This is a genomic window from Streptomyces himalayensis subsp. himalayensis (assembly GCF_013778455.1).
GTDB lineage: Bacteria > Actinomycetota > Actinomycetes > Streptomycetales > Streptomycetaceae > Streptomyces > Streptomyces himalayensis.
The window spans coordinates 110493-133015 of the sequence record NZ_JACEHE010000015.1 but is presented as its reverse complement, the minus strand read 5'-3'; the positions used below and the strand labels follow the sequence as shown (position 1 = coordinate 133015).

Here is a 22523-nt window from a genome sequence, read left to right as displayed (position 1 = left end):
GAGGCGCGGCATGGCGCCGCGCCGCGTACGTAACACCAGGATCCGCCTGGGGCCCGGACATCGCCAACCTCGTGCGGGCCGCGCTGCATCGGCACGGGTCCCGGGCGGCCAGGAGCGTGGAAGTCGCGGGACGGGTCCCGGGCGGCCAGGAGCGTGGAAGTCGCGGCACGGGCTGTGGCGACATCGCCGCCCCGGGTCGCGCGGGCTCAGGCGCCCGCCGCCCCCCGTTCGTCCCGGATCTGGCCGACAACCCGCGCCACCGCACGCCGCACAGCCTCCGTCTCCGTCAGGAAGTGCCAGTAGTCGGGGTGGCGCCCCTCCAGCGTGGCGATGGCGCGTTCGAGACGGGCCACGGAGTCGTCCAGCGGTCGCGCATGCCGGGGATCGGGGGTATGACGGCCCGCCATCGCCAGTCGCTGCGCGTCGCGGATGGCGAACCGGGTGCGCTCGATCTCCTGCTGCGGGTCCTTGGCCACCGCGTTGAGGCGCTGCAGCCGGTCCCCGGCGGCCGACACCGCCTCGTCTGTCGCGTTCAGCAGCGCCCGTACCGTGGAGAGAAGCGAGGTCGCATCCGGCCAGCGCTGCGCCTCACGCGCCTGCTGCGCCTCCCTCAGCTTCGCCTCGGCCTGCCGGACGTTCTCCTCCGCCTGCTCCGGCACCCGCTGCAGGTCCTGCCAGCACGCGGCCGTGAAGCGGCGCCGCAGCTCGCTCAGCACCGGGTCGACCTGCCCCGCGCGGGTCGTGAGGGCTTGCGCGCGCGTTCGCAGCGAGACGAGGCGGCGGTCGATCTCTGCGGCCCGTTCCGGCAGCCGCTCGGCCTCCGCCCGCACGGCCTCCGCGTCGCGCGCCACTCGCTCGGCCCGCTGCAGGGTCTCGGGTACGCCGTGCCGCCCGGCGCCCTGGTTGAGTTTGGTGAGCTCCGGTCCGAGGACGGCCAGCCGGGCGGCGAGATCGTCGGCTTTCAGCCCCGATCCGCGTACCGCGTCGAGGGCGTTGCTTGCGGCCAGCAGCGACTGCCGGGCCCGCTCGACAGCCGGGGCCAGGCGCGCCAGCTGCGTCTCGGCCTTGTCGAGCAGCGGCCCGAGCCCCTCGGAGAAGCGGTCGAGGTCCTTCTTGACCTTCCCCAGCTCGTCCCTGGCCCTGGTCAGCTCGGTCCGGGCACGCGCCGCCACCGAGGCCTCGAGATCGTCCCGGTCGAGGTCATGGGCGTCTACCGCGGTGATGTACTGCAGGCTGGCCTCGTCGATACGGCGGCCCAGCGACTCGAAGTCGGACACCGCCCGCCGGGCCGCGGGGGAGTCGTCGACCGCGGTGATCGTCTCGATCGAGATCCGCAGATCGCGCTGTGCCGTGTCCAGCTCGTAGAAGGCGGCCGCGGCGGCATCCTTCGCGGCCTGCGCCTCGGCCCGCTGGCTCTCTCCACGCCCGCCGAACCACCGCCGCGTACCGCCACCGGCGAACGCGGCCGGGAGCGTCGCGGCGAGGAGGGGGAGTGGGAGGAGGAACAGGATGGCCATGTCGCGGAAGGTGCCGGCCGTACCGGCCCTGATTCCGGCGGCTGCTCTGGTCCCGGCCTCGGCCGTGGTCCCGGCGTCGGCCGTGGTGCTCTTACGAAGACGGGGACGCACGTACTGACTGGGCGGCACATACGGCGTGAACGGCTGTGGTGTGTACGGCTGTGAAGGTGTCGCCGTCACGTCCCTCTCCCCGTGCTGTCATCCGCAGTGCCCGGTGTCATTCTCCCACCCGTTAAGGACGAACACACGGGCCGTTTAGTTCGCACTCCGCACCGTGACTTTGCCGTCCTCGGTCCCCCAGCCTCGATACGGGTTTGCGGGGCAGGGGCGCAGGCAAGGTAGGCTGTCGAGTCGTCCCGGGCGCGTAGCTCAGCGGTAGAGCGCTGCCCTTACAAGGCAGATGTCGGCGGTTCGAAACCGTCCGCGCCCACCAGCGCAAAGACCCCCAGCCGATCTTGGCTGGGGGTCTTTGACATCCGGATCTGACATCAACGGCGATGGTGGCGATGTCAGGAGCGGTCGAGCCGCCTCCTGAGCAGCCGGTCCATGTGGCTGACGGCCTCGCGCTGGGTGTCCTGGACGACGTGCGTCTAGATGTTCATGGTCACGGCAATCTGGCTGTGACCCAGGATCTCCATGACGACGCGGGGCGCCACACCGGCCGCCGTGAGCAGGGTCGCTGTGCCGTGCCGGGCGTCATGCAGCCGGATGACGCGAAGCCCGGCGTTGCTGGCGACGCGCGTGAACGAGCGGTAGACGTTGCGCTGCTCGATCGGCCGACCGGTGCGCGTCGTGAAGACGTAGTCAGTCTCCGTCCAGCGATCTCCGGCACGCTCACGCATGGCGGCCTGGCGCATTCGCTGCCAGCGCAAGGGAGCGATATCGCGGGCGATGGACGCGGCGAGGGCCGATTCGCCGGGCGTATGGCCGTGTCCGGCGTACTGCCAGTCGGCGAGGGTGAGCACGGTGTCTGGCTCGCGGTCGTCGAGGTCGAGGGCTTCGCGTTCTTGGGCGGTGCGGTAGTCGGCGTCGGCCTGGCGGAGTTCGCCGAGGGTGGTGGAGTAGCGGCGGGACTTTGAGGAGAAGTGACCGCGGAAGCCGAGCATGTGCGCCCAGGCCCAGAGGCGGCGGTCCGGGTAGAGCGGGTCAAGCGTCTTGCAGGCCTTGATGAGGCGGCGGGTGTGGTCGGGGACCTGGTGGCGCTCGAGTTCGGCGAGTTCGCCGATGCGGCGGTCGAAGGTGCCGGTGTTCTCGGCTGCCTTGGTGGCGTACTTGGCGACGTAGGAGGCCACGGCCTGTTCGGTGATGTCGGAGCCGTCGCCGAACGCCTTGACCGGGCGTACGTCGAGCTGGGTGCCCCAGCGGAAGATTCGGGCGGGTTGGTCGTCGGCGGCCGCGGCGGAGACGGACGTGTAGCTGTGGTGGGCGGCGGCGCGGATCGCGTCGGCGAGTAGGCCGACGGTTGCCCACGACGGCGGTGGGCTCTCGGGTCCCTCGGGGCCGTCGAGTCGGATGACGGCGTGGAAGTGGACGGCGCCGCGTTTCCCGCGCACGGCGCGGGAGCGCGCCGCCTTTCCGGCGCGGCCCGCCTCCTGTCTTCGCCCTGGCTGGCCGCGCCCGGCGGCGCGCTCGCGGCTGCGGGCGTGAAGTGGGAGACACCCTCCGTGGCTGGGGCGGTCGGCTCCGCGACTTTAGCCAGCCACTTTGGCGCGAGCCTCGAAGATCATGGCCCCAACGTCGCGCTTTAGCGGGCAGGTCAACAGACTGCCCGACGCGCCGGAAGCTTACGGGGCCATGATCACTCGCGCCAAAGCAGCTCCTGGCCAAAGTCGCTACGCCGACCTAGTAGCTCACTTGCGGGCCAGCGCGGCGCGCACGGCCTTGGTGTCTGTGCCCATGGTCTCGTCGATGTTGACCGCTTGATCGACGAGCCACGCACCCCGTTCGCCGGGAACGAGCCGCAGCGCGGTGTGGATGATCATGCCGGGTGCCGCCGTACCGGCCTCGAAGGTCACCCGCAGTCCGATTCCCGCCGGGTGTGGGCCGAAAGCCTCGACCTCGACCGCCTTACCGGTGGTCACCCGCGCGTCCGGGTACTCGCGGATCCGGGGCGTCCTAGTGATCTCGACGCACTCTGCGATGGTGTCCGCCCCGATGCGCTGCCGCAGGCGTTCGGTCCGGGCTTCGCAGGCGGCCTCCCAATCCCGGTCCACCGAGGCCTGCTGAAAGGCTCGGGCTGCCTCGATCGCAGCCGCCGCGGGCTCCTTGATCGCAGCCGCAGCGGGCTCCTTGCTTCCACCACCACCGCCGCTGGTGTCGTCGTCACCGTCGCAACCGGCCAGCGGCAGGACCATCGCCATCACGAGCGCCCCAGCGGCACGTCCCATCCGAGCAGCCACGTCCTGTCCCCACCCTTCATCGGCCCCCAGCACCGTTCGGAGGATTACAGCACAGGACCGGAGTCGGGCTATGAAGGCCTTCGAGCAGGTCATTACGCAGTGGTCGAGGCGGTCTCGCCGTCGATAGATGGGAAGCTGGGCCGTTTCTGACTTCGGTCGGGACGTAAACTCCTCACCGGCCGCATGAGTGCCGAATAGGCTGCTGTGGGCTCATTCCTGCCGACCGCCCCGAGTACATGACGATGAAGACGGCGGCGACACGCTCTACTTCCCCTCCGCGGAGCCGATCGCTATCAAGCGCGCGGCCGACTGAGTGTCTAACTGCGTGACAACGCCGACGCACAGCGGCGGACAACCCCGCACACCTGCGGACCATCACCACAGCTCAGAGACATACCAATCCGAGGTCCAGACCCCACCCAAGTTGCTTCGGGACGAAGAGGTCACCGCACCACAGCCGCACCAGGGCCCGCTGTACGACGTGGTCAGAGATCACCCCGGTTTACAAACCCGTGGTTGCTGGGCACGCCGTGGTTCTAACCTGCACAGATGGTGCAGGTAGAAGAGCCCGACGGACCGGCAGTCCACATAGGGGGCGGAAGCCCGTATGACATCCAGCTACAGCTCTACCAACTGACGTGCCCCTATGCCGGAGATGGGGACGACCCCACGCGAGACTTCCTCGTGCACGTGCAGGGTGATCATTTGAGCGTCGAGACTTTGGTGAGGACGTGGGACGGTGACGGCCTTGACGTCTTCCTGGCCGCGCTGGCAGAGGACTTCCGAGGGTGGGCGGGGGAGCGGACGTGGAAGTCGCTGGAGCATGATCTGACGCTCTCAGCGGAGCACGCGGGCCACTGCGTCCGCCTCACATGGGGCCTGCATGACCGACTCCCCGACAATGCTTGGCACTTCGAAGCGACGACAGAACATGCGCCGGGTGAAGACATGCGCAATCTCGCCGCTGAGGTCCGTGCGTTCCTACAGTCCGACCCGCAGTCGTAGCCAGCTGTACAGCAGAGAAGTACAGCAACCACAGCAACCTGCCGCACCCAGTGCCACCCCCAGCGCCTTCGGCGCAACCGCGATGACGGTCATCGACCGATCCACATGGAGCTACGGATCAGAAGGCGCTTGTGCAAGGGCCTGCCATTCGGGGCGGGCTCGCTCGGGCAGCCCTCGGCTGAGACCTACCCGTCGACGTGCTCAGACCACCATCCTCGATCAGCTTGCCAATCCTGGAACCAGGCCACGAAGTCAGCCTCTGGCTCGCCTGCCTCCCCCGCGTCCGCGTACGGAGCCGCGCATCCATCTCCCAGCCACCAGACCCGGCCGCGCTGAGGCCCGGTGACCACAAGTACCCAGAACTCGCAGTCACGGTTGCCGCCCAGGAGGACCGAGCCATTCTGATAGATGCCGTGGAGTAGAGGTGAGTGCTCATCGTCGTCGTAGTAGTCGTACTCCCACTGCCACTCCTCCTCCAGAGGGAACGGCTCAGTGAACTTGCGTACAGCCGCTCCATCGAATGGTTCGGGACTGAGCCAGCAATCGGCCTTCCAGCCCTGCCAGTTCTCAGGCAGTCCTCCCAACGGCAGGAGCCGGTGTGCCAGGGACACGCCCTCCAACGAACCGTTGGACACCTCCGCGACGAACGTACGGTAGGGCTCTGGCAGTTCGATGCCGTGAGCGGTTTCCCACGCCCGTACGCCGGCCCAGCCGAGGGGAGACCGTCGAAGATCTCCGGGCACAGCATCGCTGAGGACGGACATTGCACCTCTCAGGCGGTACCGCTCTGAGCTACCTGTCATGTACGTAGTGAACACCAGGCCGGACGGCAAAGGCCGCGACCCAGAGTGCAACAAGAGTCGGCTGCCTCACCGCCACCGCGGCACCGTGCCCCATCCGTGTCCGATCGTGCCAGGAACCGCGGGGAACCACGGTGGCGAGCAGTCACCGCGCAGCGCAACGACCCCCGACCGATTCACCTGGGCAGGGGCTGTTTCACCTTGCGGTGGGTGTGGGATTTGAACCCACGGTGACATCGCTGCCACGACGGTTTTCAAGATCGTCGGCGGCTTGCCCGGGCCATCCAGACTCCGCCGACCTTCGCTTTTCATCGCGTGGGCCTCACGACATGTCCCAGCGCGACGAGACCAACCCCCACGGCGAGCAGTGACAGGGAATGGAAGTTCCAGCTGATCAGCATCAACAGCGCGCCCGCTCCCCAGAGCCGGGGTTGCCGCACTCGTTGCTGAAGCCACTGGCCCGGCATGCGGCCAAGAAGCAGAGCGTGTACCCCAATAACGGCGAAGACGATGGACAGCATGAAAGGTGAATCTTGATCGCGATCGGGGACGGTTTCAGTAGCGTGGCGCTCCAGTGAGACCGGATCCGCGCAAAGCAGCGTGAGTCTGTGTGAGGCGGTGTAGGCCAGTTCGGCAAGGGGCTCGCCCTCGCACACATCCCCACAACTCGCAAACCACACCCTCCACCGGCAGTACTCGTCTGGGGATACACCGCAACCGCCAGATCGACGCCTCCACCACGAACCGTCTGGAGCCGGTCCACACCGGCGATCCGGTCAACCTCACCTCGACGGTGACCTGTACCGCAGTACCGTCCCGGGACCGTCACCTTCACCGACGCTCAGGGGATCGGCTCCGCCACCCTCGTTACCCGAGACTCACCGACGGTGACCTCGCCGTCACGGCGCACATGAGGGCAACACCGTGTGCCACCCTCCACCTCCGATCCCGTCACCGTTCCCGCCGAACTCCGATCCCGTCACCGCCGAACTGACGGCGGGGAACTCACGCGACAGGCATCCCTCACGTGGCTCCGGTCATGCCTGACTGCGGACGACGGCGACGGGGCAGTGCGCGTGGTGCAGCACCGCCTGGCTCACCGAACCCAAGAGCAGCCCGGCAAAACCGCCGCGCCCCCTGGCTCCGACGACCACGAGCTGGGCGGTCTTGCTCGCCTCGATCATTACCTCGCGGGTTTCGCCGCTCACCACTTCTTGCCTGACCGTGACGTCCGGATACCGCGCCGTGCGGCCGGCGAGCGCGTGGGCCAGCAAACGCTCCGCGCTCTCGGCGCCCGTACCGACCGGCGCATAGTCCGGCAGCCACGCGTGCACGGCGACGATCTCAGCCCCGCGTAGCGCCGCCTCGGCGAAGGCGAAATCGACCGCCTTCCCACTGACAGGGGAGCCGTCGACGCCCAGCACGATCGGCCCGGCACCAGCCGGTTCCTCGCGGACCACCATCACCGGACACTGGCTGTGGGCGGCCAGGGACACTGCTGTTGATCCCAGCAGCATGCCGATGAAGCCCCCCATACCCCGGGGGCCGACGACCACCAGGTCCGCGGCTCGCGACTCAGCCTCCAGCACCGCCACCGCGTCGCCGGTCACCATGGCCTCGCTGACCTCCACTTCAGGCGCCACGCTCCGGGCACGCTGCGCGGCCTCGTTCACCAGGCGATTGAGCGGCGACGGGTCCAGCGGCGCATACATGGGCCTGACCGGCCAGCTGAAGGCGTGCACGACACGCAGCTCCGCACGACGCCGCTGGGCTTCCCGGGCGGCCTCTTCCACCGCGGCAAGACTCGACGACGAGCCATCCACTCCTACGACGACCAGCCTGCCCACCGCGCCTCCATTACTCGCTTCAGCTCCAAGCTTCACCCCGGCGATGCGTTGCTGCCATCTGGCCAGGCCGCCTGGGTCGGTCGCGAATTTCAGCATCCCGGCACATCTGCGCGCAGCGCAGATCGACTTCGTGAAGATGTTTGCGGACGCCTTGTGCTTGGACCAGTTCCACCTCAGCGGCAATTCCATGGGCTGCGTCGTCGCCGCGCCTACCGCCGCGACCAGGACGTCTTCGACCCGGGCATCACCGTCGAGGACAACCTCTCCCTGATCGTCGACTACGCCTCGGGCGCCTCCATGACCTACGCGCTCAACGCCCACTCGCCCTGGGAGGGATACGTCATCGGCGTCAACGGCACCAAGGGCCGCGCGGAACTCACCGTCGTCGAACGCGGATCGGTGACCACGGACACCGACGGCCACGTGATCATCGACCCGAGGGGCTGGGGCCGCGGGGGCGGAGTCGGGCAGCGCGGTCAGCCCTTGACCATCCTGCTCTCGGCGCTGGTAAATCCCTTGTCCCACCAGTGTCCATAGCGCCGGTAGACGGCTGGATCGCGGCGGGCGAGCAGTGCTGACAGCGGCTCCGCCTCCTTCAGACCCGGCGGACCGCCTCCGCCACATCGAGGCGCCGGCGTTCGAGCAGGAGCTGACGGTCCAGGGTGGCCAGGGCGAGCTGCCGCGCGGTGAGGCTCATGCGCGGAGTATCCCGCCCTTCCGTGCGCGCGAGGCGGCCGACCAGCCGGCCGAGCCCGTTGCCGTCCTTGGCGTCGGCCGCCGGAAACGGGCCTCCATGACACCCGGAGTGCAGGCTCGTGCATTTCCAGGGCGAGGGCCCTCGACCTCTCAGGTCCAGGGCCCGTTCGCATTTTTCAGGTCTGACATGTCCTCAGCCGGCGGCCTTGGCGATGATGCGATCCATCTCCTCTCGGCCAAAGGCCCGCAGGGTCGTGGTACGGACGTTGCCCACCCCGCCGAGCTGCAGGAGGGCCGCGGTGGCGGTTTCGTCGTCGGGCGCCTCGACGACGGCCACGAGGTCGTAGGGACCGACGGTCCAGTAGATGTTCAGGAGCTTCGCCCCGAGCTTCTGTGCCGCTGAGGTGAAGGCCTCGGCACGCTTCGCGGTGTCCTTGTAGTTTCGGATCCCTTGATCGGTCCAGTTCAGCAACGTGACATACGTCGGCATGATCTTTCACCTTTCATGAGGGAACACATCGAGGCTAATCCTGGGCGTAACCGCCGAAACATGCACAAGATGTGCGCCCGGCGAGCCAGAAGGCCCAGGTCATCCAGTACGAGTCCGGAGGCCTGGTCCCCGTGTCTTTCGCGGCGCCCCTGAGGGGCGCGGTGCCACTTATGGGCCAGATGGGACCGGAGGGGTCGCACACCGCCCGATCTGATCGTCATCGCGCTGTGGCGAGCCTGCCGACGGGCCCTGTGACACGTCTGTGACAGTCCGCGGACGCCGTCATGAAGTCGCCCGTGCAGGCTTTTTTGAAAGAGGACAAATGGCCTTATTCGGACATTTGCCTCCTGCTTCCGAGGGTGTGAGCAGCGATGAACGAGCCGATCCGCCGGAGAACATCCCATGAGCCTGACAGTCACCATGCCGAACGCCGAAGCTTCCGCACCTTCGCTGGCTCCGCGTGAGCGGGAGACGCTGCGGCATATCGCCGAAGGGCGCACCTACGTGCAAACGGCCCGCCACATGGGGCTCTCCAAGCACACGGTCGACGCGTATCTCCGCCGTATCCGGGCCAAGCTCAACATCAACAGCACGGCCGAACTCACCCGAGTGGCCATCTCCCTGGGGCTGTAACGCCGGCCATCGTCGTGACGGCGATGCGAAACCGTCCGCGCTGTAGGATCCGCGACTTCGTTAGCAATGAAGGCCGTCGTTAGCAATGAAGGCCGTTCGTTAACAGTGACTAGCAAATCCGCGACTGCCTTAGCAATGGTTACGGTCGGTAGTGGTCGGCTGTGCGGAACTTCCGGTCTCTGCCTGCCTCGGGCTTTCTGCTATCCGTACGGTCCGACCGCTCGCTCTGCAGACAGGTTCGATCGCGGCGTCTGATTCTCGCCAGCATTCGCCGTGGCCGGTTGATGTGCTTGCTGGGTGCGGCCGCTCAACACGACGGTCGCGAAGCCATCATGAGAGGACCTGACTGTGAAGATCGCGCTCGTCACCGGTGCCAACCGGGGGATCGGTTTGGCAGCTGCTCGGCGGCTCGCACGTGAATGCGGCCACGTGATCGTTGCTGCTCGGAAGTCCGACGCCGGGGCGGAGGCAGCGGATCGGCTGTCTCGTGAGGGGTTCTCGGTGAGCAGCCTCACGATGGATGTCACCGACCCGGCGTCGGTGCGTGCGGCCGCGGCTGAGGTCTCCGAGCGCTTCGGGCATCTCGACGTGCTCGTCAACAACGCGGGAATCCTGCCGGAGGCGACCAACGCCGATCCGAAGGAGGTCCTCGACCTGGCGATGTTCGAGCAGACCTACGCCACGAACGTTCTGGGCCCGGTCGCCGTCGTGGAGGCGTTCCTGCCGCTGATTCGCAAGAGCCCGGCGGGGCGGATCGTGAACGTTTCCAGCACGGTGGGCTCGCTTGCTCATCAGACCGACCCGAACTCTCCGTGGCACTCCATGGTCGTGCCGGCCTACCAGTCCTCCAAGGCTGCCCTCAACGCGATCACGATCGTGCTGTCCAAGGCGCTCGCCGACACCTCCATCAAGGTGACCTCAGTGTGTCCCGGATGGGTACAGACTGATCTCGCGCCTGGCAACAAGGAGCAGGCACCCGTCACCCCCGAGGAGGCTGCCGAGGTCATCGCTCAGGCTGCGGCCCTCAGTACCGCTGACGCGACGGGAACCTTCATCGACGCTAACGGACCCGTGAAGTGGTGAGGCCGACTCGGGAGTCTCCTCGTTCGAAGCGGTCGGGTGCCCGACGCTGCCGCTGACAACGGCTTCGCCCATGCTGACCTGTCCACGTTCTGCCGGCTTGACGAGCTCGGCCTCGTAGCCGTCGGGCAGCGGCTCGAACCTGACCGCGCGGTGATCGCCTGCCGGATCGTCGAGCCGGACCAGTGGTGCCGCCGCTGCGGCTGCGAGGGCGCCCCGCGCGACAGCGTGGTCCGCCGGTTGGCGCACGAGCCGCTCGGGTGGCGTCCGACGATGCTGGAGGTGGTGGTGCGTCGCTATCGCTGCACCGACTGCGGGCACGTGTGGCGCCAGGACACCACCCGCGCGGCGGAGCCGCGGGCGAAGCTGTCACGCCGCGGGCTGCGGTGGGTACTGGAAGGGATCGTGGTCCAGCACCTGACCGTGGCGCGTGTCGAAGAGGGACTCGCGGTCGCGTGGAACACCGCCAACGACGCCGTCCTGGCCGAGGGCAAGCGGTCCTGGCCGAGGGCAAGCGGTCCTGATCGATGACGCGCGCCGGTTCGACGGTGTCAAGGTGATCGGGGTCGACGAGCATGTGTGGCGCCACACCCGCCGCGGCGACAAGTTCGTCACCGTGATCATCGACCTGACTGGGATCCGCGACGGCACCGGCCCAGCCAGGTTGCTGGACATGGTCGAGGGACGCTGCAAGCAGGCGTTCAAGACCTGGCTCGCCGAGCGTCTCGAGTGGCGTTGAGGTGGTCGCGATGGACGGGTTCACCGGCTTCAAGACCGCTACTGCCGAGGAGCTCCCCGAGGCCGTCGCGGTCATGGATCCCTTCCACGTCGTCCGCCTGGCCGGCGACGTCCTCCATGGCCAGATCACTGCTCGAGACCGGCGGATTCAGACCCCAACTACACCCTCGATCGTGAAGAGCCCAGAAACGGGGGACAGCCGTTTTTCGAGAGCAAGGCGGGCGGACCGCCGCCTCACTCGGCGGAGACGGCCGCAGTGCGGCGGGCCCCGCCCACCACGAGCAGCGTGAGGGCGGCGAGGACGGCGCCGATCCACAGCACGCTCGTGGTGGTGAGGCCGTCGACGGCCAGGCCGCCGAAGAGCGCGCCGAGCGCGATGGACAGGTTGAAGGTGGAGACGTACAGCGAGGAGGCGGCCTCGGTGGTGTCCGGTGCGGCGTCGAGGATCCAGGTCTGGAAGGTGACCGGCACCGCGCCGTAGCCCAGGCCCCACAGGACCAGGACGGCGCCCGCGGTGAGGGCGGTGTTGCCGACGAGCGCGAGGAGCACCATGGCCAGAGTGAGAACCACGGAGATGCCCGCGGCGGTCTGCCGCAGCCGCTTGGCTACGAGCGCTCCGGCGATGAAGTTGCCGCAGATGCCGGCGACGCCGAAGGTCAGCAGCAGCACGCCGATCATGTTGTCGTCTACTCCGTCGTCCTGGAGGATCGGCCGGACGAACGTGTAGGCCAGGAAGTGGCCGGTGATGACGAGGAAGGTCATGGCGACACCGGCCCGCACGCCCGCGTTGCCCTTGAAGACCTTCGGCAGGTCCGCGAACTTGATGGTCTGCTCCGCCGGCACCCTCGGCATCAGGAAGACCATGCAGGCGAGAGAGGAGAGGCCGAGGATCCCCACGGCGGCGAACGCGGTGCGCCAGCCGCTGAGGTCACCGATGAACGTTCCGGTGGGAACGCCCAGGACGGATGCGGTCTCGACACCGCCGAAGATGACGGCGGTGGCCCGGGGGACGTGCTTGTCCGGCACCAGCCGCAGCGCGATGCCGCCGGCGATGGACCAGAAGCCACCGACGCTGATGCCGATCAGGAAACGGGCGGCCAGGACGACCGCGAAGCTGGTCGCGAAGGCGGAGGCCAAGTTGGCCGCGCCCACCAGGCCGACCAGGACCGCCAGCACGATACGGCGGTCGACGCGACCGGTGGCCACGGTGACCAGGGGCGCCGCGACGGCGGCGACCAGGCCGGGAACGGTCACCATCAGCCCCGCGGTGCCTTCCGACACGTCCAGGGCCGTGCCGACCGGGGTGAGGAGACCCACGGGCAGCAGCTCGGAGGTCATCAGGGAGAAAATGCCCAGGGTCACCGCCAGGACGGCCAGCCAGCCCTTGACGGGCGAACGGCCTGTGGTGGCGGGCACCGGTGTGTCGACGGTGGTCACGGCTTCGTCAGCCCTTCGGTCGGGAAAGCGGTCCAGGCATGCCGCGGGCGGTGGCCCCGATGGATGGGCCACCGCCCGCGGGGAGGAACTGTCGGTCACTCGGTACCGGGCGTCTTGCGCGTGGTGACGTTCATCCGGTTCCACGCGTTGACGGTGAAGATCAGTGCGATGAGCTGGGCGAGTTCCTTCTCGCCGAAGTGCTGGGCGGCCTCGTTGTAGACCTCGTCCGACACGCCCTCGGGCAGGCGGGTGACGGCCTCGGTCAAGGCCAGGGCGGCCCGCTCCTGCTCGGTGAACAGGCTCGACTCCTCCCAGGCGGAGAGCTGGTAGATGCGCTCCTCCCTCTCCCCGGCCTTGCGGGCGTCGGAGGTGTGGTAGTCGATGCAGTACGCACAGTGGTTGGTCTGGGAGGCGCGGATCTGCACCAGCTCCAGGAGGACGGGGTCGAGCCCCTCACGGGCGGCGGCGTCGAGGGCGAGGACGGCCTTGAAGACCTTGGGGGCGACGGTGGAGAAGTTCATGCGCTGAGGCACCTGAAAAGCTGTCATGCCATGACCCTAAGAGCGGAATCGACCCACGGTATGGTGCATTTCCATGGCAGAAACATGGGTCAATGTTCCCGAGTTCGGGGCCTCCGAGGTCGGACCGGGCCAGGTCGCGGGAACCAACCTCCACCTGGAGCTCTCCGGAGAGGGAAGCCTGCGGAGCCAGCTCATGCACGCCCTGCGGGAGGCCATCCGCTCCGGCCGGCTCGCCCCCGGCACCCGGCTGCCCCCCTACCGAAGCCTCGCCCACGATCTGGGCATCGCCCGCAACACCGTCGCCGACGCCTACGCCGAACTCGTCGAGGAGGGCTGGCTCTCCGCCCGCCAGGGCTCCGGCACCAAGGTCGCCCGGCGCGCCACACCGCTCCCTCCGGACCAGGCGCGCCGCCCGCAGCGCCAGACCCGCCGCCGCATCCTGCACGACCTGATGCCGAGCTCTCCCGACGCTGCCGCCTTCCCGCGTGCCGCATGGCTCACCTCCGCGCGCAGGGGCATCGCCGCGGCCCCGAACAACGCCTTCGGCGTGGGCGATCCGCGCGGCAGGGCGGAGCTGCGTGAGACGCTCGCGGAGTACCTGGCACGCGCCAGGGGCGTGCGCACCGAGCCCGACCGGATCGTGATCTGCTCCGGCTTCGCTCACGGACTGAAGTTGCTGGGCAGCGTACTGAAAGGCCCAGTCGCGGTGGAGTCCTACGGACTGGACTTCCACCGGGGCCTGCTCGAAGACGCGGGCCTGCGCACCGTCCCGCTGACGGTCGACTCGTACGGGGCCCGGATCGACGAGTTGCCGGGCACCAGCGCCAAGGCCGTACTGCTCACGCCCGCGCACCAGTTCCCCACCGGCGGCCCCCTGCATCCAGAACGCCGAGCGGCGGTCATCGACTGGGCCCGCTCCTGCGGTGGAGTGCTCGTGGAGGACGACTACGACGGCGAGTTCCGCTACGACCGGCAGCCGGTCGGCGCCGTACAGGGGCTCGACCCCGACCGGGTCGTCTACATCGGCTCGACCAGCAAGAGCCTCTCACCGGCGCTGCGGCTCGGCTGGATGGTGCTGCCGGGACGGCTCGTCGACGACATCCTCGCCGCCAAGGGGCCCCGGGAGATGTGGTCGGGCGTCGTCGACCAGCTCACCCTCGCCGACTTCATCGCCTGCGGCGCCTACGACCAGCACCTGCGCCGCATGCGGCAGCACTACCGCCGCCGCCGCGACCTGCTGGCGAGCACGCTCGCCGAACGCGCCCCCCACATCAGGGTCAGCGGTATCGCGGCAGGACTCCATGCCGTCCTCGAACTGCCGAAGAACACCGAGGACGCGGCACTGCGCGCGGCCCGGCGGCAGGGGCTGGCCGTCGACGGACTACGCCCCTACCGCCACCCCGACAGCACGATGCCACCGCGTGACGGCCTCGTCATCGGCTACGGCACACCGCAGGACCACGCCTTCGCAGCAGCCCTGGAGGCCCTGTGCCTGGCCCTGCCCGACCAGCCGTCGGACCACCGGCGAAAGCCGGCACCGGCCCGGCCGAGTGGCGGGCCGGCGGCACGGAAGTCATAACCGGAGAACAGGACGGCGACACCCCGGACCGGGTGCCGCCGCCTCGACGCGCAAAACCGGCGTTCACCGCGACTATTGATCCCTCACCGTGTGTCGCCGACCCGATCGCGGAGAACCATCGATTGCTCAGCATCCACCGACATCGCCATTGCTCACTGTGCCCGGATTCCGATGTTTCCGCAGGAACCAGTGCTCATGAAGTCGCGAACCTTACACGCGCACCCACCAGTGCGAAACCCAGAAGGCCCGCCAGTGCGAACCCCGGAAGATCCACCAGTGCGAAATCCAGAAGACCCGCCAGTGCGAAGACCCCCAGCCGATCGAGGCTGGGGGTCTTTGGCATCCAGGCTGGGGGTCTTTGGCATCCAGCCCGGGGGTCTTTGGCGTTCAGAGCAGGGCGAGTTGGTCGCGCAGGGCTTCGCGGTCGAGTCGGGTGTTGCGGGCGATGGCGCCGGCGGTGACGGATTCACCGGGGTGTGGTCGTGTCTAGGCCTACCGGCTTACCCGACAAGCCAGGCGCATCCCGGGCTTGTAATGTCGGCCTCAGGCGCCGAGCTGCACCGAATTGCCAGAATCGATACTTACCAACCTTGCTGTGGACGATATCGGGCCGGGTCTGCTGTCGTGAAGCTGAAGCTCGCCGGCGGGCCGGAAGATGCGGAAAGGGAAAGAATTGGCGCTCAGTAAGATGGCTTCAAAGGTGACATTAGGAGTAGTCGTCGCGGCGGTCTCCACTTCGGCCGTCGCTCCTGCTGCCACGACAACCGTATCCCGTGAGACACGGCACAAAATATTCGCGTTCCAGCGAATCAAGGGCGGCCTCGTTGAATGCTCATCCGCAAAACCCGGACTGGCGAATCTTCTCACTCGGGACATAGCGAAGTCGCTGGTGAGTCGCGACAGCCGCGCCTCGCTGGCGCTGTATGACCGAACCACCCGTACCTCATGCACGTACGGCGCGGACAAGCACTACGACTCTGCGAGTATCGTCAAGCCGATAATACTGGGGGCGCTGCTCCTGGAAAAAGGCGTCGACCTGTCCGAGGGGGAGCAGGATCTGGCCAGGGAGATGATAGTGAGCTCGGACAACGATGCGATGTACACCCTGTGGGAAAACTTGGGCCGCAAAAGGATCCAGAGATTTCTGGACAAGGCCGGAATGAAGAACACCATCCTCGACGAAGAGGATTTCATGGGCCTGACCCAGGTCACAGCAAGGGACCAGGCCAGACTCCTTGAGCTGCTCACCGCCGACGACAACTCGGTCCTGAACGCGGAAGCGCGCACCTACCTTCTGAGCCTCATGCACGACGTGCAGAAGGATCAACGGTGGGGAACTCCCGCCGGGGCTCCCCCGGACGCTGCCGTACAAGTCAAGAACGGCTGGCTTCAGCGTTCCCGGACCGGGCGCATGGATCCCTGGGACCGAGGGGACTGGAAGGTCAACAGCATGAGCGCCTTCACCGGCGGTGCCTACGACTATGGCCTCGTGGTCCTCACCGAGAACAACAGGGTCCCTGAAGGCGAGTCGCCGCAAGTGGGCTGGGACTACGGCATGGATACGGTTGAGCGCGTGGCAAAGGCCATTCACCATGACTTGTACCCGGATCGGACTCCCCGGGTCTCCCAGGCAGTCAAAGGCGATAGGTGAAGCGCCGTAGGCGCAGGTGACCTTGGGATTCGCGAACTCGGGATTCGACGTCAATGCGGGCTCACGCGATAGGCGTGAGCCCGCATCGGTGGTGTGGCCCTTCGGCGGCTCCGGTTATCCGGGCCGTGAAGCGCCAGGGACCGGGGACCGGTGGCGACGTTTCGGTCGTTGCGAGACGGGCAGTCGCGCACCGGTCGGTGCAGTGTCGATGGGAGAGTTAGTCCAGGTCCCGTTCGATCTGCTGCTCCCGGACCTGCTCCTGGCGCTGGGTCTCGAGGTTCTGCACGGTGTAGCGCGCCTGCTGCCCGCTGCCCTGCACGTCCTGGATCACGCCCGACTGCTTCTGGTTCATCTCGTCCCGGTATTCCACCCGGTCGCCCTGGCGGTGTGGCATGGTTGCCTCCCAGTGTGATGTAGGTCGGAGAGGGCTGGCCCGGCTTGTCACGGCCGCGCCGCCCCCGTCCGTGCGCCTGCGGCTCCGAGGCGCCTTGACCAGGACACCTCCGCGTCGATGGCGCGGCAACCGGTGTCGGCCGAACAGGGGAAATCTCGGGGACGTCTCGCCGTGTCGGTTGCCTTTTCCCAACTGGAGAGCTATTGGTCCGCGTTCGGCTCCCGCTCCTCGTGCGCGTGCTTCAGCTTCATGCGGGCATCCACCGCGTCCGGGCCCGACACTTCCGACCAGAAGCGGTGGCACGTCACGAACACCGCGAGTTCTCGTTCGCGTTGGCGGAGCTTCTCCACCTCGGCCTGTTCGTCCGCCGTCCAGCCGGGGGAGGCCGGGCGCTCCACCTTGCGCCAGCCGGTGTCGTCGCTGAAGCCGTCCAGGGGCTCGACCGACCAGGGCAGCCGCTTCAGCAGGGCCAGGAGTTCTGCCCGGACCTGATGCAGCTCCTCCTGACCGGCTAGGAGGTCGCTCGGGAAGTCATGGGTCACAGACACGCCGCAATGCTACGCCTGTTCGATTTTTGGATGCGAGTTCCTTCTGGGACTTCATGCGAACGTGTCGATCCGGGGCGTAAGCCGCTCGTATCACGCTCGTATAGAGGGTTGAGAGTCGGGCAGCGGGGAGAGGTCCGCGCCGTCGTCGGGCCGTGCCCTGACGGCCGCACCACGGCTGGGCGTGTCCCGGCACCCGAAAAATCAGGGGACTTCCGCCGCCGTCCGCCGGTAGCCTCTCGTGATCATGGAACCGATCGACGAGAAGGCCATACGGACATCCTTCGCCAACTGCTCGAAGGGTGAGGCGCAACGCATCAGCCTTCCTCGGGGACTGGCCGAACTGCCCTGGCCGGACATGGACTTCCTGGGCTGGCGCGATCCGGGCGCGCCGGACCGCGGCTATCTCGTCACGGTACGTGACGACCGGCTGGTGGGGGTCACGCTCCGTGCACCGCAAGGCATCCGGCGTGGTTTCACCAAGACGACCGTGTGCTCCCTGTGCCTGACGGGACATCCCGGCACCGGAGTGTGTCTGCTGGTTGCGCCGCGGGCGGGCGTGGCGGGGCGGCAGGGGAATACCGTCGGGGCGTACGTGTGCGCCGACCTGGCCTGTTCGCTCTACCTGCGGGGCAAGAAGCAGACAGGGCTGCGTGTGCCATACGAGGAGACCCTGCCGCTCGAGGACAAGATCGAGCGCACCCTCACCAACCTCGATGCCTTCCTCGACAAGGTTCTCGCTGACTGAGTCCAGGAGCTGAGTCCGGCCGCCGAGTCCGGGAGCTGAATTCGGCCGCTGAAGCCGGGAGCTGAAGCCGGGAGCTGAATCCGGCGCGCCGGCCCCGGGAGCCGAATCCGAGCTGCTGATTCCGGCCGCTGAAGCCGCAGGGGACTGCCACCGGGGTTCCATTCCGGGCCGATTGTCAGTGGCCGGGGTGACACTGGACGCATGTGCCGCAGCATCAAGACGCTCCGTCCGCCCGTACTCCCCGAAGAGGCCACCGGGGAGGAGATACGGGCCGCCGCGCTTCAGTACGTGCGGAAGGTCTCCGGGTTCCGTGCCCCGGCCGCCCACAACCAGGAGGTGTTCGAGCGCGCCGTCGACGTGATCGCCGAAGCGACCGCGGAGCTGCTCGCCGGACTGGAGGTACGGGGGCAGGGGCGGCGCGCCGAGGGGACCGCGCCGCGAGAGGCGGCCGCGGTGGCCGACACGGCCTGACGGGCGCTGCCACGTACGGGGTCCGCCGCAGCCTCAGCCTGCCGGGACCTCTTACGCCTCAGCGGGCCGCCGCATCACATAAGCCGCAACTGCCCCCGCGCCGACCAATGCGGCGAACGAGACCGCCGTGGCGAGCCATGTCGTGCCCAGCCACTGGGCGCCGAAGTAGCCGAGGCCGACGCTGTAGGCGGCCCAGGCGATGCCTGCCAGGGCCGACCAGGGCAGGAACTCGCGGACCTTGCGGTGGGCCGCGCCTGCGCCGAAGGAGACGACCGAGCGGCCTGCAGGGGCGAAGCGCGCGAGGACGACCAGGGCGCCGCCGCCGCGGGCGAGTGCCGAGCCGAGTCGTTCCTGCGCGCTGGCGAGACGGCGCGAACGGGCGATGGCGCGGTCCAGGCGTTCGCCGCCGCGCCAGGCCAGCCGGTAAGCGACCAGGTCGCCCATGACCGAGGCGGTCGCCGCGGACAGGATGAGGACCAGGATGTCGGGGACCTGCCCCGCCTGCCCCGTCTCGGCGCCGGAGCCGGCCGCCGCGGCGGTGGCCGCGGCGATCACCAGGACACCGCTCGGCAGGACGGGGAGGAACACGTCGAAGAGGATGGACAGGGCCACCACGGCATAGATCCATGGGCTGCCGGTCAGCGACCCGACACTCTCCAGCACCGAAACTCCCCAGTCGACAGAACAGCGCCGCGATGTCGCGGGGAGCGGCAGGGGCGGCCTGATGACAGCCATACAGCGTACGCGTGAACGTCACCCCGGATTAACCGGGGCTCGCTTGTCCGTGACGGCCGGGAACGGCGACGGTGCCGGCGCCCGCGTATGCGTGCGGGAACGGCGACGGCGCCCGCCCTCGCGTATGCGTGCGGGAACGGTGACGGCGCCCGCCCCCGCGTATGTGTACGGGAGCGGGCGCCGTCGTGACGCGAGGAACGTTCCGTCAGGCCGTGACCGGTGAGCGCTTCTCCGGAGCGGTCGCCGTCTCCTGCGCGTCCGTGCCACGGGACGCGAAGAGGCGGTCCAGGCCAAACGCGCCCGAGCCGGTGAAGACCAGCAGGAACATCGACCAGCAGTACATCGCCGCGAGCTCGCCGTCGTTCTGCAGAGGCCACAGCGCCGACGGCTGGTGGACCTTGAAGTACGCGTAGGCCATCGCGCCCGACGAGATGAAAGCCGCCGCGCGGGTGCCGAGGCCGAGCGCCACCAGGCCGCCGCCGACGAGTTCGATCACGGCCGCGTACCAGCCGGGCCAGGTGCCCGTCGGGACGGTGCCGCCGCCCATCGCTCCGCCGAGGACGCCGAAGAGCGACGCGGCGCCGTGGCAGGCGAAGAGCAGGCCGACGACGAACCGGAACAGGCCGAGGGCATAGGGCTGGGCGCTGTTGAGACGTCCAGTCATGGTGGGCGGTCTCCTTCGGTTGGGGACGAACCGAGCGAGATAACAGGTTAGGCGTGCCTTGCTGATGGTTGCAAGTTCAACATTCGGCCACCGGTCCGCTGCGAAGGCAACTCCGCTTTCGCTTCCGGTTCCGCGTCGCCGCGCAGGCCGGGCGCTGTGCGAAGCACCTCGCGGGCCACGGCGTCGGCGTCCGACAGCGTGACCGAGTCCACACCCGGCCTGGCCCCGGCCGCGGTCACCCAGTGCACCCCTTCGGTGGTCACCCCGAAGGCGAACCGTCTGGGGTGTGGCCGGCCCTGCCGGTCGATCAGACGGTAGGGGCGCGGTGTTACGTCCAGCCCCCCGGTTTCGTAACGGCCGACGGAATGCGGCCGGCACTGGCCCGTCTTCAGCAGGCCTGCGAGCAGGTCGTCGGCCGTACGTCGCAGGTCCGGTTCCGGTAGCCGCGCCTCGACGAGCGTCGTGACGCGGACGGCGGAGCCGGGCACATCGGGGGAGTGTGCGGCGAAGGCACCGTCCACCGGGCGCACCTCCAGGCGCGGGCCCAGCACCTCCAGCACGCCCGCCTCGATCAGTGCCGCCATCTCCTCGATGCGCCGCCGGGGCGGGCCGATCGACAGGAAGGCGTTGAGCGGGGTGTACCAGCGGTCGAGGTGGTCGCGGCGGGAGGCGCCGGCGAGGCCGCCGTGGTCGACGATCTGACGCAGTTCGTTGCGGAGGTCGCGCAGCACGTCGAGGGCCGCCTTCACCGGGCCGGCGACATTCCCGAGCGCCGCCTGCGCCGCGTCCTCGCGCAGATACGCCAGCAGCCAGTCGCGGAAGTCGCCGGGGCCCGAGAACGAACGATCCCCGTACGGGCGCGAGATCCTGTCCCACGACCAGCGGTCGGCCGCCGCGATCCCGAACTCATCGAGCACGAGGGCCTCTTGAGGACCCCGGTGCGCGGTGGCGAGAAATCGATCGCGGAAGTCTTCCGGCGTCCGGGCGGGGGAGCGTCCCGGGGTCCGGGCGGGGGAGCCTCCCGGGGTCCGGGCGGGGGAGTGTCCCGGGGTCCGGGCGGGGGAGTGCCCTGGTGTCCGGCCGGGCGGGCATCCCGGCGTCACGCCCGCAGAGTTTCCCGGCCCCTCGCCCGTGGAGTCCCCTCGCGTCCCGCCCCTGTCCGCGTCCGCGTCCGCGTCCCGCCGACCCGGTCTCCGCGCCAGCAGCGCCTCGTAGTAGACCGTCTCCACTTCCTTGGCGACCAGCGGCCATATCTCCGTCAGGAAGTCCGGCGGATCGCCGGAGTCCGCACGCTTACGGAAGCCCGCTATCGCCTCGGGCGTCAGGACGGCCGGCTGGTGCCGACCGTAGGGGCCCTTGGCGTTGTCGCCGCGGGCCTGGTACGGGACGCCGCGCCGTGACCCCGCGTACAGCCGCGGCTCGCTGCCGGACGGCAGATAGCGCAGCCCGCGGTTGCCGGGCACGTAGCGGCCGCCGCGGCCTTCGGTCAACAAGGCCATGTGATCGAAGAAGTTGAGGCCCAGGCCCCGCAGCAGAACCGGTTCGCCCGGGGCGACGGCCGACAGGTCCAGGTCGGCGGGGTTGGCGGGCGGGAAGTGGCGCAGGTCGTGCCGCCGCGCGTGCTCCGCGAGCCGCTCCTGGGCCGGGCCGCCGACGACCGGCAGATGACCCTGGGCCAGCACGACGGCAGAGAGGCCACGCAGCTCGACGCCGCTGTCGAGTACGAGGCGCTGGCGGCCGTCCGGTTCGTCGTCGAGCTTGACCGCGCGCGCCGTGTGCACCTCGACCCGCACCGCGGGCGGCGCGCCGCGCACCACCTCGCCGAAGACCCATTCCAGGTAGCGCCCGTAGTAGGCGCGCGTCGGATAGTCGTCCGGTCGGAGGCCGTACGCCGAGCCGCTGCCTCCCTTGTCCTCGCTGCCCCCCTTGCAGCCGCTGCCGCCCCCGCTCTCGCCGCTGCCGCCGCCGCTCTCGCCGTCGCCGCCCCGAGCGTCGCCCCGGTCCCCCCGGCCGTCGCGCTCGGCGGCCCACTCGTACAGGCTCGGGCCCGGTCGCACGGGCCCGGAGCAGTCCACGCTGTCGTCGGTGAACAGCGTCACCTGCGAAGCGACCGTGTTCATCAGCAGTTCGGACGGCTGTGCGGTCCGCCAGACGCGGCCGGCGCCGGGCGGTGACGGGTCGATGACGTGGACCGTCAACTGCGTTCTCGGCGACAGCAGCTCGGGCGCGGAGGCGCAGAGGCGCTCCAGCACACTCGTGCCGCGCGGTCCCGCCCCGACAAGGGCGACGGCCGCGCGGGTCTGCCGGGGACCGGGGCCGTCGGGAGGTCCTGAGGGGTGGGGGGTCGCGGCGGTCAAAAGCGTGGCTCCCGGAGCATGTGCGGCTGCTTGTGTTGCGGCTGTGCTGCTTCTGATGTGGTGGCTGCTGTCGTACGAGGTCCGCCGGAAGCGGACGGTCCGGCTCATCATGCCGTCGGAACCGGGGACAGCCCTACCGATTGGCGGATGCCCGGCCCTCGGTGTGGGCCGTGTCACGGGCAACACGCAGCATCGCAGTCATCGCACTCAACTCGG

At 68.9% G+C, this 22523-nt stretch carries 20 protein-coding genes, 1 tRNA gene and 3 pseudogenes; 10 read left to right on the top strand and 14 right to left on the bottom strand.

Annotation, left to right across the window (positions count from 1 at the left end):
* Positions 1-206: 206 nt before the first annotated feature.
* Positions 207-1697: a hypothetical protein gene (locus H1D24_RS24060; protein ID WP_181659743.1), complete on the bottom strand. Its 1491-nt coding sequence runs from the start codon at positions 1695-1697 to the stop codon at positions 207-209.
* A gap of 178 nt (positions 1698-1875) precedes the next feature.
* Here H1D24_RS24060 and H1D24_RS24055 point away from each other — a divergent pair.
* A tRNA-Val gene (locus tag H1D24_RS24055) sits at positions 1876-1950 on the top strand.
* Between the two features lie 76 nt (positions 1951-2026).
* On the opposite strand, the pseudogene H1D24_RS44490 reads toward H1D24_RS24055, so the two are convergent.
* From H1D24_RS44490 to H1D24_RS24040, 3 genes and pseudogenes are all read right to left on the bottom strand, one after another.
* Positions 2027-2398 (bottom strand): annotated as a pseudogene (locus tag H1D24_RS44490) (tyrosine-type recombinase/integrase); the annotation flags it as partial.
* Between the two features lie 66 nt (positions 2399-2464).
* Positions 2465-3070, bottom strand: a pseudogene (gene repSA, locus H1D24_RS44485) (replication initiator protein RepSA); the annotation flags it as partial.
* A 297-nt stretch (positions 3071-3367) separates the two neighbouring features.
* Positions 3368-3904: a hypothetical protein gene (locus tag H1D24_RS24040; RefSeq protein WP_220137147.1), complete on the bottom strand. Its 537-nt coding sequence runs from the start codon at positions 3902-3904 to the stop codon at positions 3368-3370.
* 561 nt (positions 3905-4465) lie between these two features.
* Between H1D24_RS24040 and H1D24_RS24035 the strand changes: the two genes are divergently transcribed.
* The gene (locus H1D24_RS24035; RefSeq protein WP_220137146.1) at positions 4466-4921 is read left to right on the top strand and encodes a DUF6228 family protein; all 456 of its coding nucleotides are present in this window, start codon (positions 4466-4468) and stop codon (positions 4919-4921) included.
* A 185-nt stretch (positions 4922-5106) separates the two neighbouring features.
* On the opposite strand, the gene H1D24_RS24030 is transcribed toward H1D24_RS24035, so the two are convergent.
* A complete protein-coding gene (locus tag H1D24_RS24030; protein WP_181659741.1) occupies positions 5107-5685 on the bottom strand; it encodes an SMI1/KNR4 family protein in 579 nt (192 codons plus the stop codon).
* 1073 nt (positions 5686-6758) lie between these two features.
* A complete protein-coding gene (locus H1D24_RS24025; protein ID WP_309484426.1) occupies positions 6759-7568 on the bottom strand; it encodes a universal stress protein in 810 nt (269 codons plus the stop codon).
* A gap of 153 nt (positions 7569-7721) precedes the next feature.
* Here H1D24_RS24025 and H1D24_RS41770 point away from each other — a divergent pair, with 153 nt between their 5' ends.
* Entirely contained in the window at positions 7722-8105 is a 384-nt protein-coding gene (locus H1D24_RS41770) for a hypothetical protein (protein WP_220137145.1), read from the top strand.
* A gap of 352 nt (positions 8106-8457) precedes the next feature.
* On the opposite strand, the gene H1D24_RS24015 is transcribed toward H1D24_RS41770, so the two are convergent.
* Entirely contained in the window at positions 8458-8754 is a 297-nt protein-coding gene (locus tag H1D24_RS24015) for a GYD domain-containing protein (RefSeq protein WP_181659740.1), read from the bottom strand.
* Between the two features lie 402 nt (positions 8755-9156).
* Here H1D24_RS24015 and H1D24_RS24010 point away from each other — a divergent pair, with 402 nt between their 5' ends.
* From H1D24_RS24010 to H1D24_RS24000, 3 genes and pseudogenes are all read left to right on the top strand, one after another.
* Positions 9157-9387: a response regulator transcription factor gene (locus H1D24_RS24010; RefSeq protein ID WP_181659739.1), complete on the top strand. Its 231-nt coding sequence runs from the start codon at positions 9157-9159 to the stop codon at positions 9385-9387.
* Positions 9388-9735: 348 nt separating this feature from the next.
* A complete protein-coding gene (locus H1D24_RS24005) occupies positions 9736-10470 on the top strand; it encodes an SDR family NAD(P)-dependent oxidoreductase (protein WP_181659738.1) in 735 nt (244 codons plus the stop codon).
* Between the two features lie 36 nt (positions 10471-10506).
* Positions 10507-11321 (top strand): annotated as a pseudogene (locus H1D24_RS24000) (ISL3 family transposase); the annotation flags it as partial.
* 118 nt (positions 11322-11439) lie between these two features.
* On the opposite strand, the gene H1D24_RS23995 reads toward H1D24_RS24000, so the two are convergent.
* Both H1D24_RS23995 and H1D24_RS23990 read right to left on the bottom strand, forming a co-directional pair.
* Positions 11440-12642 (bottom strand): MFS transporter, encoded by a 1203-nt coding sequence (locus H1D24_RS23995; RefSeq protein WP_181659737.1) that lies wholly within the window; start codon positions 12640-12642, stop codon positions 11440-11442.
* 95 nt (positions 12643-12737) lie between these two features.
* Complete coding sequence (locus tag H1D24_RS23990; RefSeq protein WP_258564266.1) at positions 12738-13190, bottom strand: carboxymuconolactone decarboxylase family protein; 453 nt, start codon at positions 13188-13190, stop codon at positions 12738-12740.
* Positions 13191-13236: 46 nt separating this feature from the next.
* Here H1D24_RS23990 and pdxR point away from each other — a divergent pair, with 46 nt between their 5' ends.
* Together pdxR and H1D24_RS23980 are read left to right on the top strand one after the other, a co-directional pair.
* On the top strand, positions 13237-14742 hold the full coding sequence (pdxR, locus tag H1D24_RS23985) for a MocR-like pyridoxine biosynthesis transcription factor PdxR (RefSeq protein WP_181659736.1): 1506 nt from the start codon (positions 13237-13239) through the stop codon (positions 14740-14742).
* 673 nt (positions 14743-15415) lie between these two features.
* Positions 15416-16393 carry a serine hydrolase gene (locus tag H1D24_RS23980; RefSeq protein ID WP_258564265.1) on the top strand — a complete coding sequence of 326 codons (978 nt, stop codon included), beginning with the start codon at positions 15416-15418 and terminating at the stop codon, positions 16391-16393.
* A 217-nt stretch (positions 16394-16610) separates the two neighbouring features.
* Here H1D24_RS23980 and H1D24_RS23975 read toward each other — a convergent pair whose 3' ends face one another.
* Both H1D24_RS23975 and H1D24_RS23970 read right to left on the bottom strand, forming a co-directional pair.
* The gene (locus H1D24_RS23975; protein WP_181659735.1) at positions 16611-16787 is read right to left on the bottom strand and encodes a hypothetical protein; all 177 of its coding nucleotides are present in this window, start codon (positions 16785-16787) and stop codon (positions 16611-16613) included.
* A 200-nt stretch (positions 16788-16987) separates the two neighbouring features.
* Positions 16988-17335, bottom strand: coding sequence for a DUF8825 domain-containing protein (locus tag H1D24_RS23970; RefSeq protein WP_181659734.1), 348 nt, complete (start codon positions 17333-17335; stop codon positions 16988-16990).
* Between the two features lie 244 nt (positions 17336-17579).
* Between H1D24_RS23970 and H1D24_RS23965 the strand changes: the two genes are divergently transcribed.
* Entirely contained in the window at positions 17580-18080 is a 501-nt protein-coding gene (locus tag H1D24_RS23965; RefSeq protein ID WP_181659733.1) for an FBP domain-containing protein, read from the top strand.
* Positions 18081-18281: 201 nt separating this feature from the next.
* Positions 18282-18551 (top strand): DUF2277 domain-containing protein, encoded by a 270-nt coding sequence (locus H1D24_RS23960; RefSeq protein WP_181659732.1) that lies wholly within the window; start codon positions 18282-18284, stop codon positions 18549-18551.
* 51 nt (positions 18552-18602) lie between these two features.
* On the opposite strand, the gene H1D24_RS23955 is transcribed toward H1D24_RS23960, so the two are convergent.
* From H1D24_RS23955 to H1D24_RS23945, 3 genes are all read right to left on the bottom strand, one after another.
* Positions 18603-19214 (bottom strand): DedA family protein, encoded by a 612-nt coding sequence (locus H1D24_RS23955; RefSeq protein WP_181659731.1) that lies wholly within the window; start codon positions 19212-19214, stop codon positions 18603-18605.
* 277 nt (positions 19215-19491) lie between these two features.
* The gene (locus tag H1D24_RS23950; protein WP_181659730.1) at positions 19492-19950 is read right to left on the bottom strand and encodes a DoxX family protein; all 459 of its coding nucleotides are present in this window, start codon (positions 19948-19950) and stop codon (positions 19492-19494) included.
* A 47-nt stretch (positions 19951-19997) separates the two neighbouring features.
* A complete protein-coding gene (locus tag H1D24_RS23945) occupies positions 19998-22307 on the bottom strand; it encodes an FAD/NAD(P)-binding protein (protein WP_258564264.1) in 2310 nt (769 codons plus the stop codon).
* Positions 22308-22523: the final 216 nt, after the last annotated feature.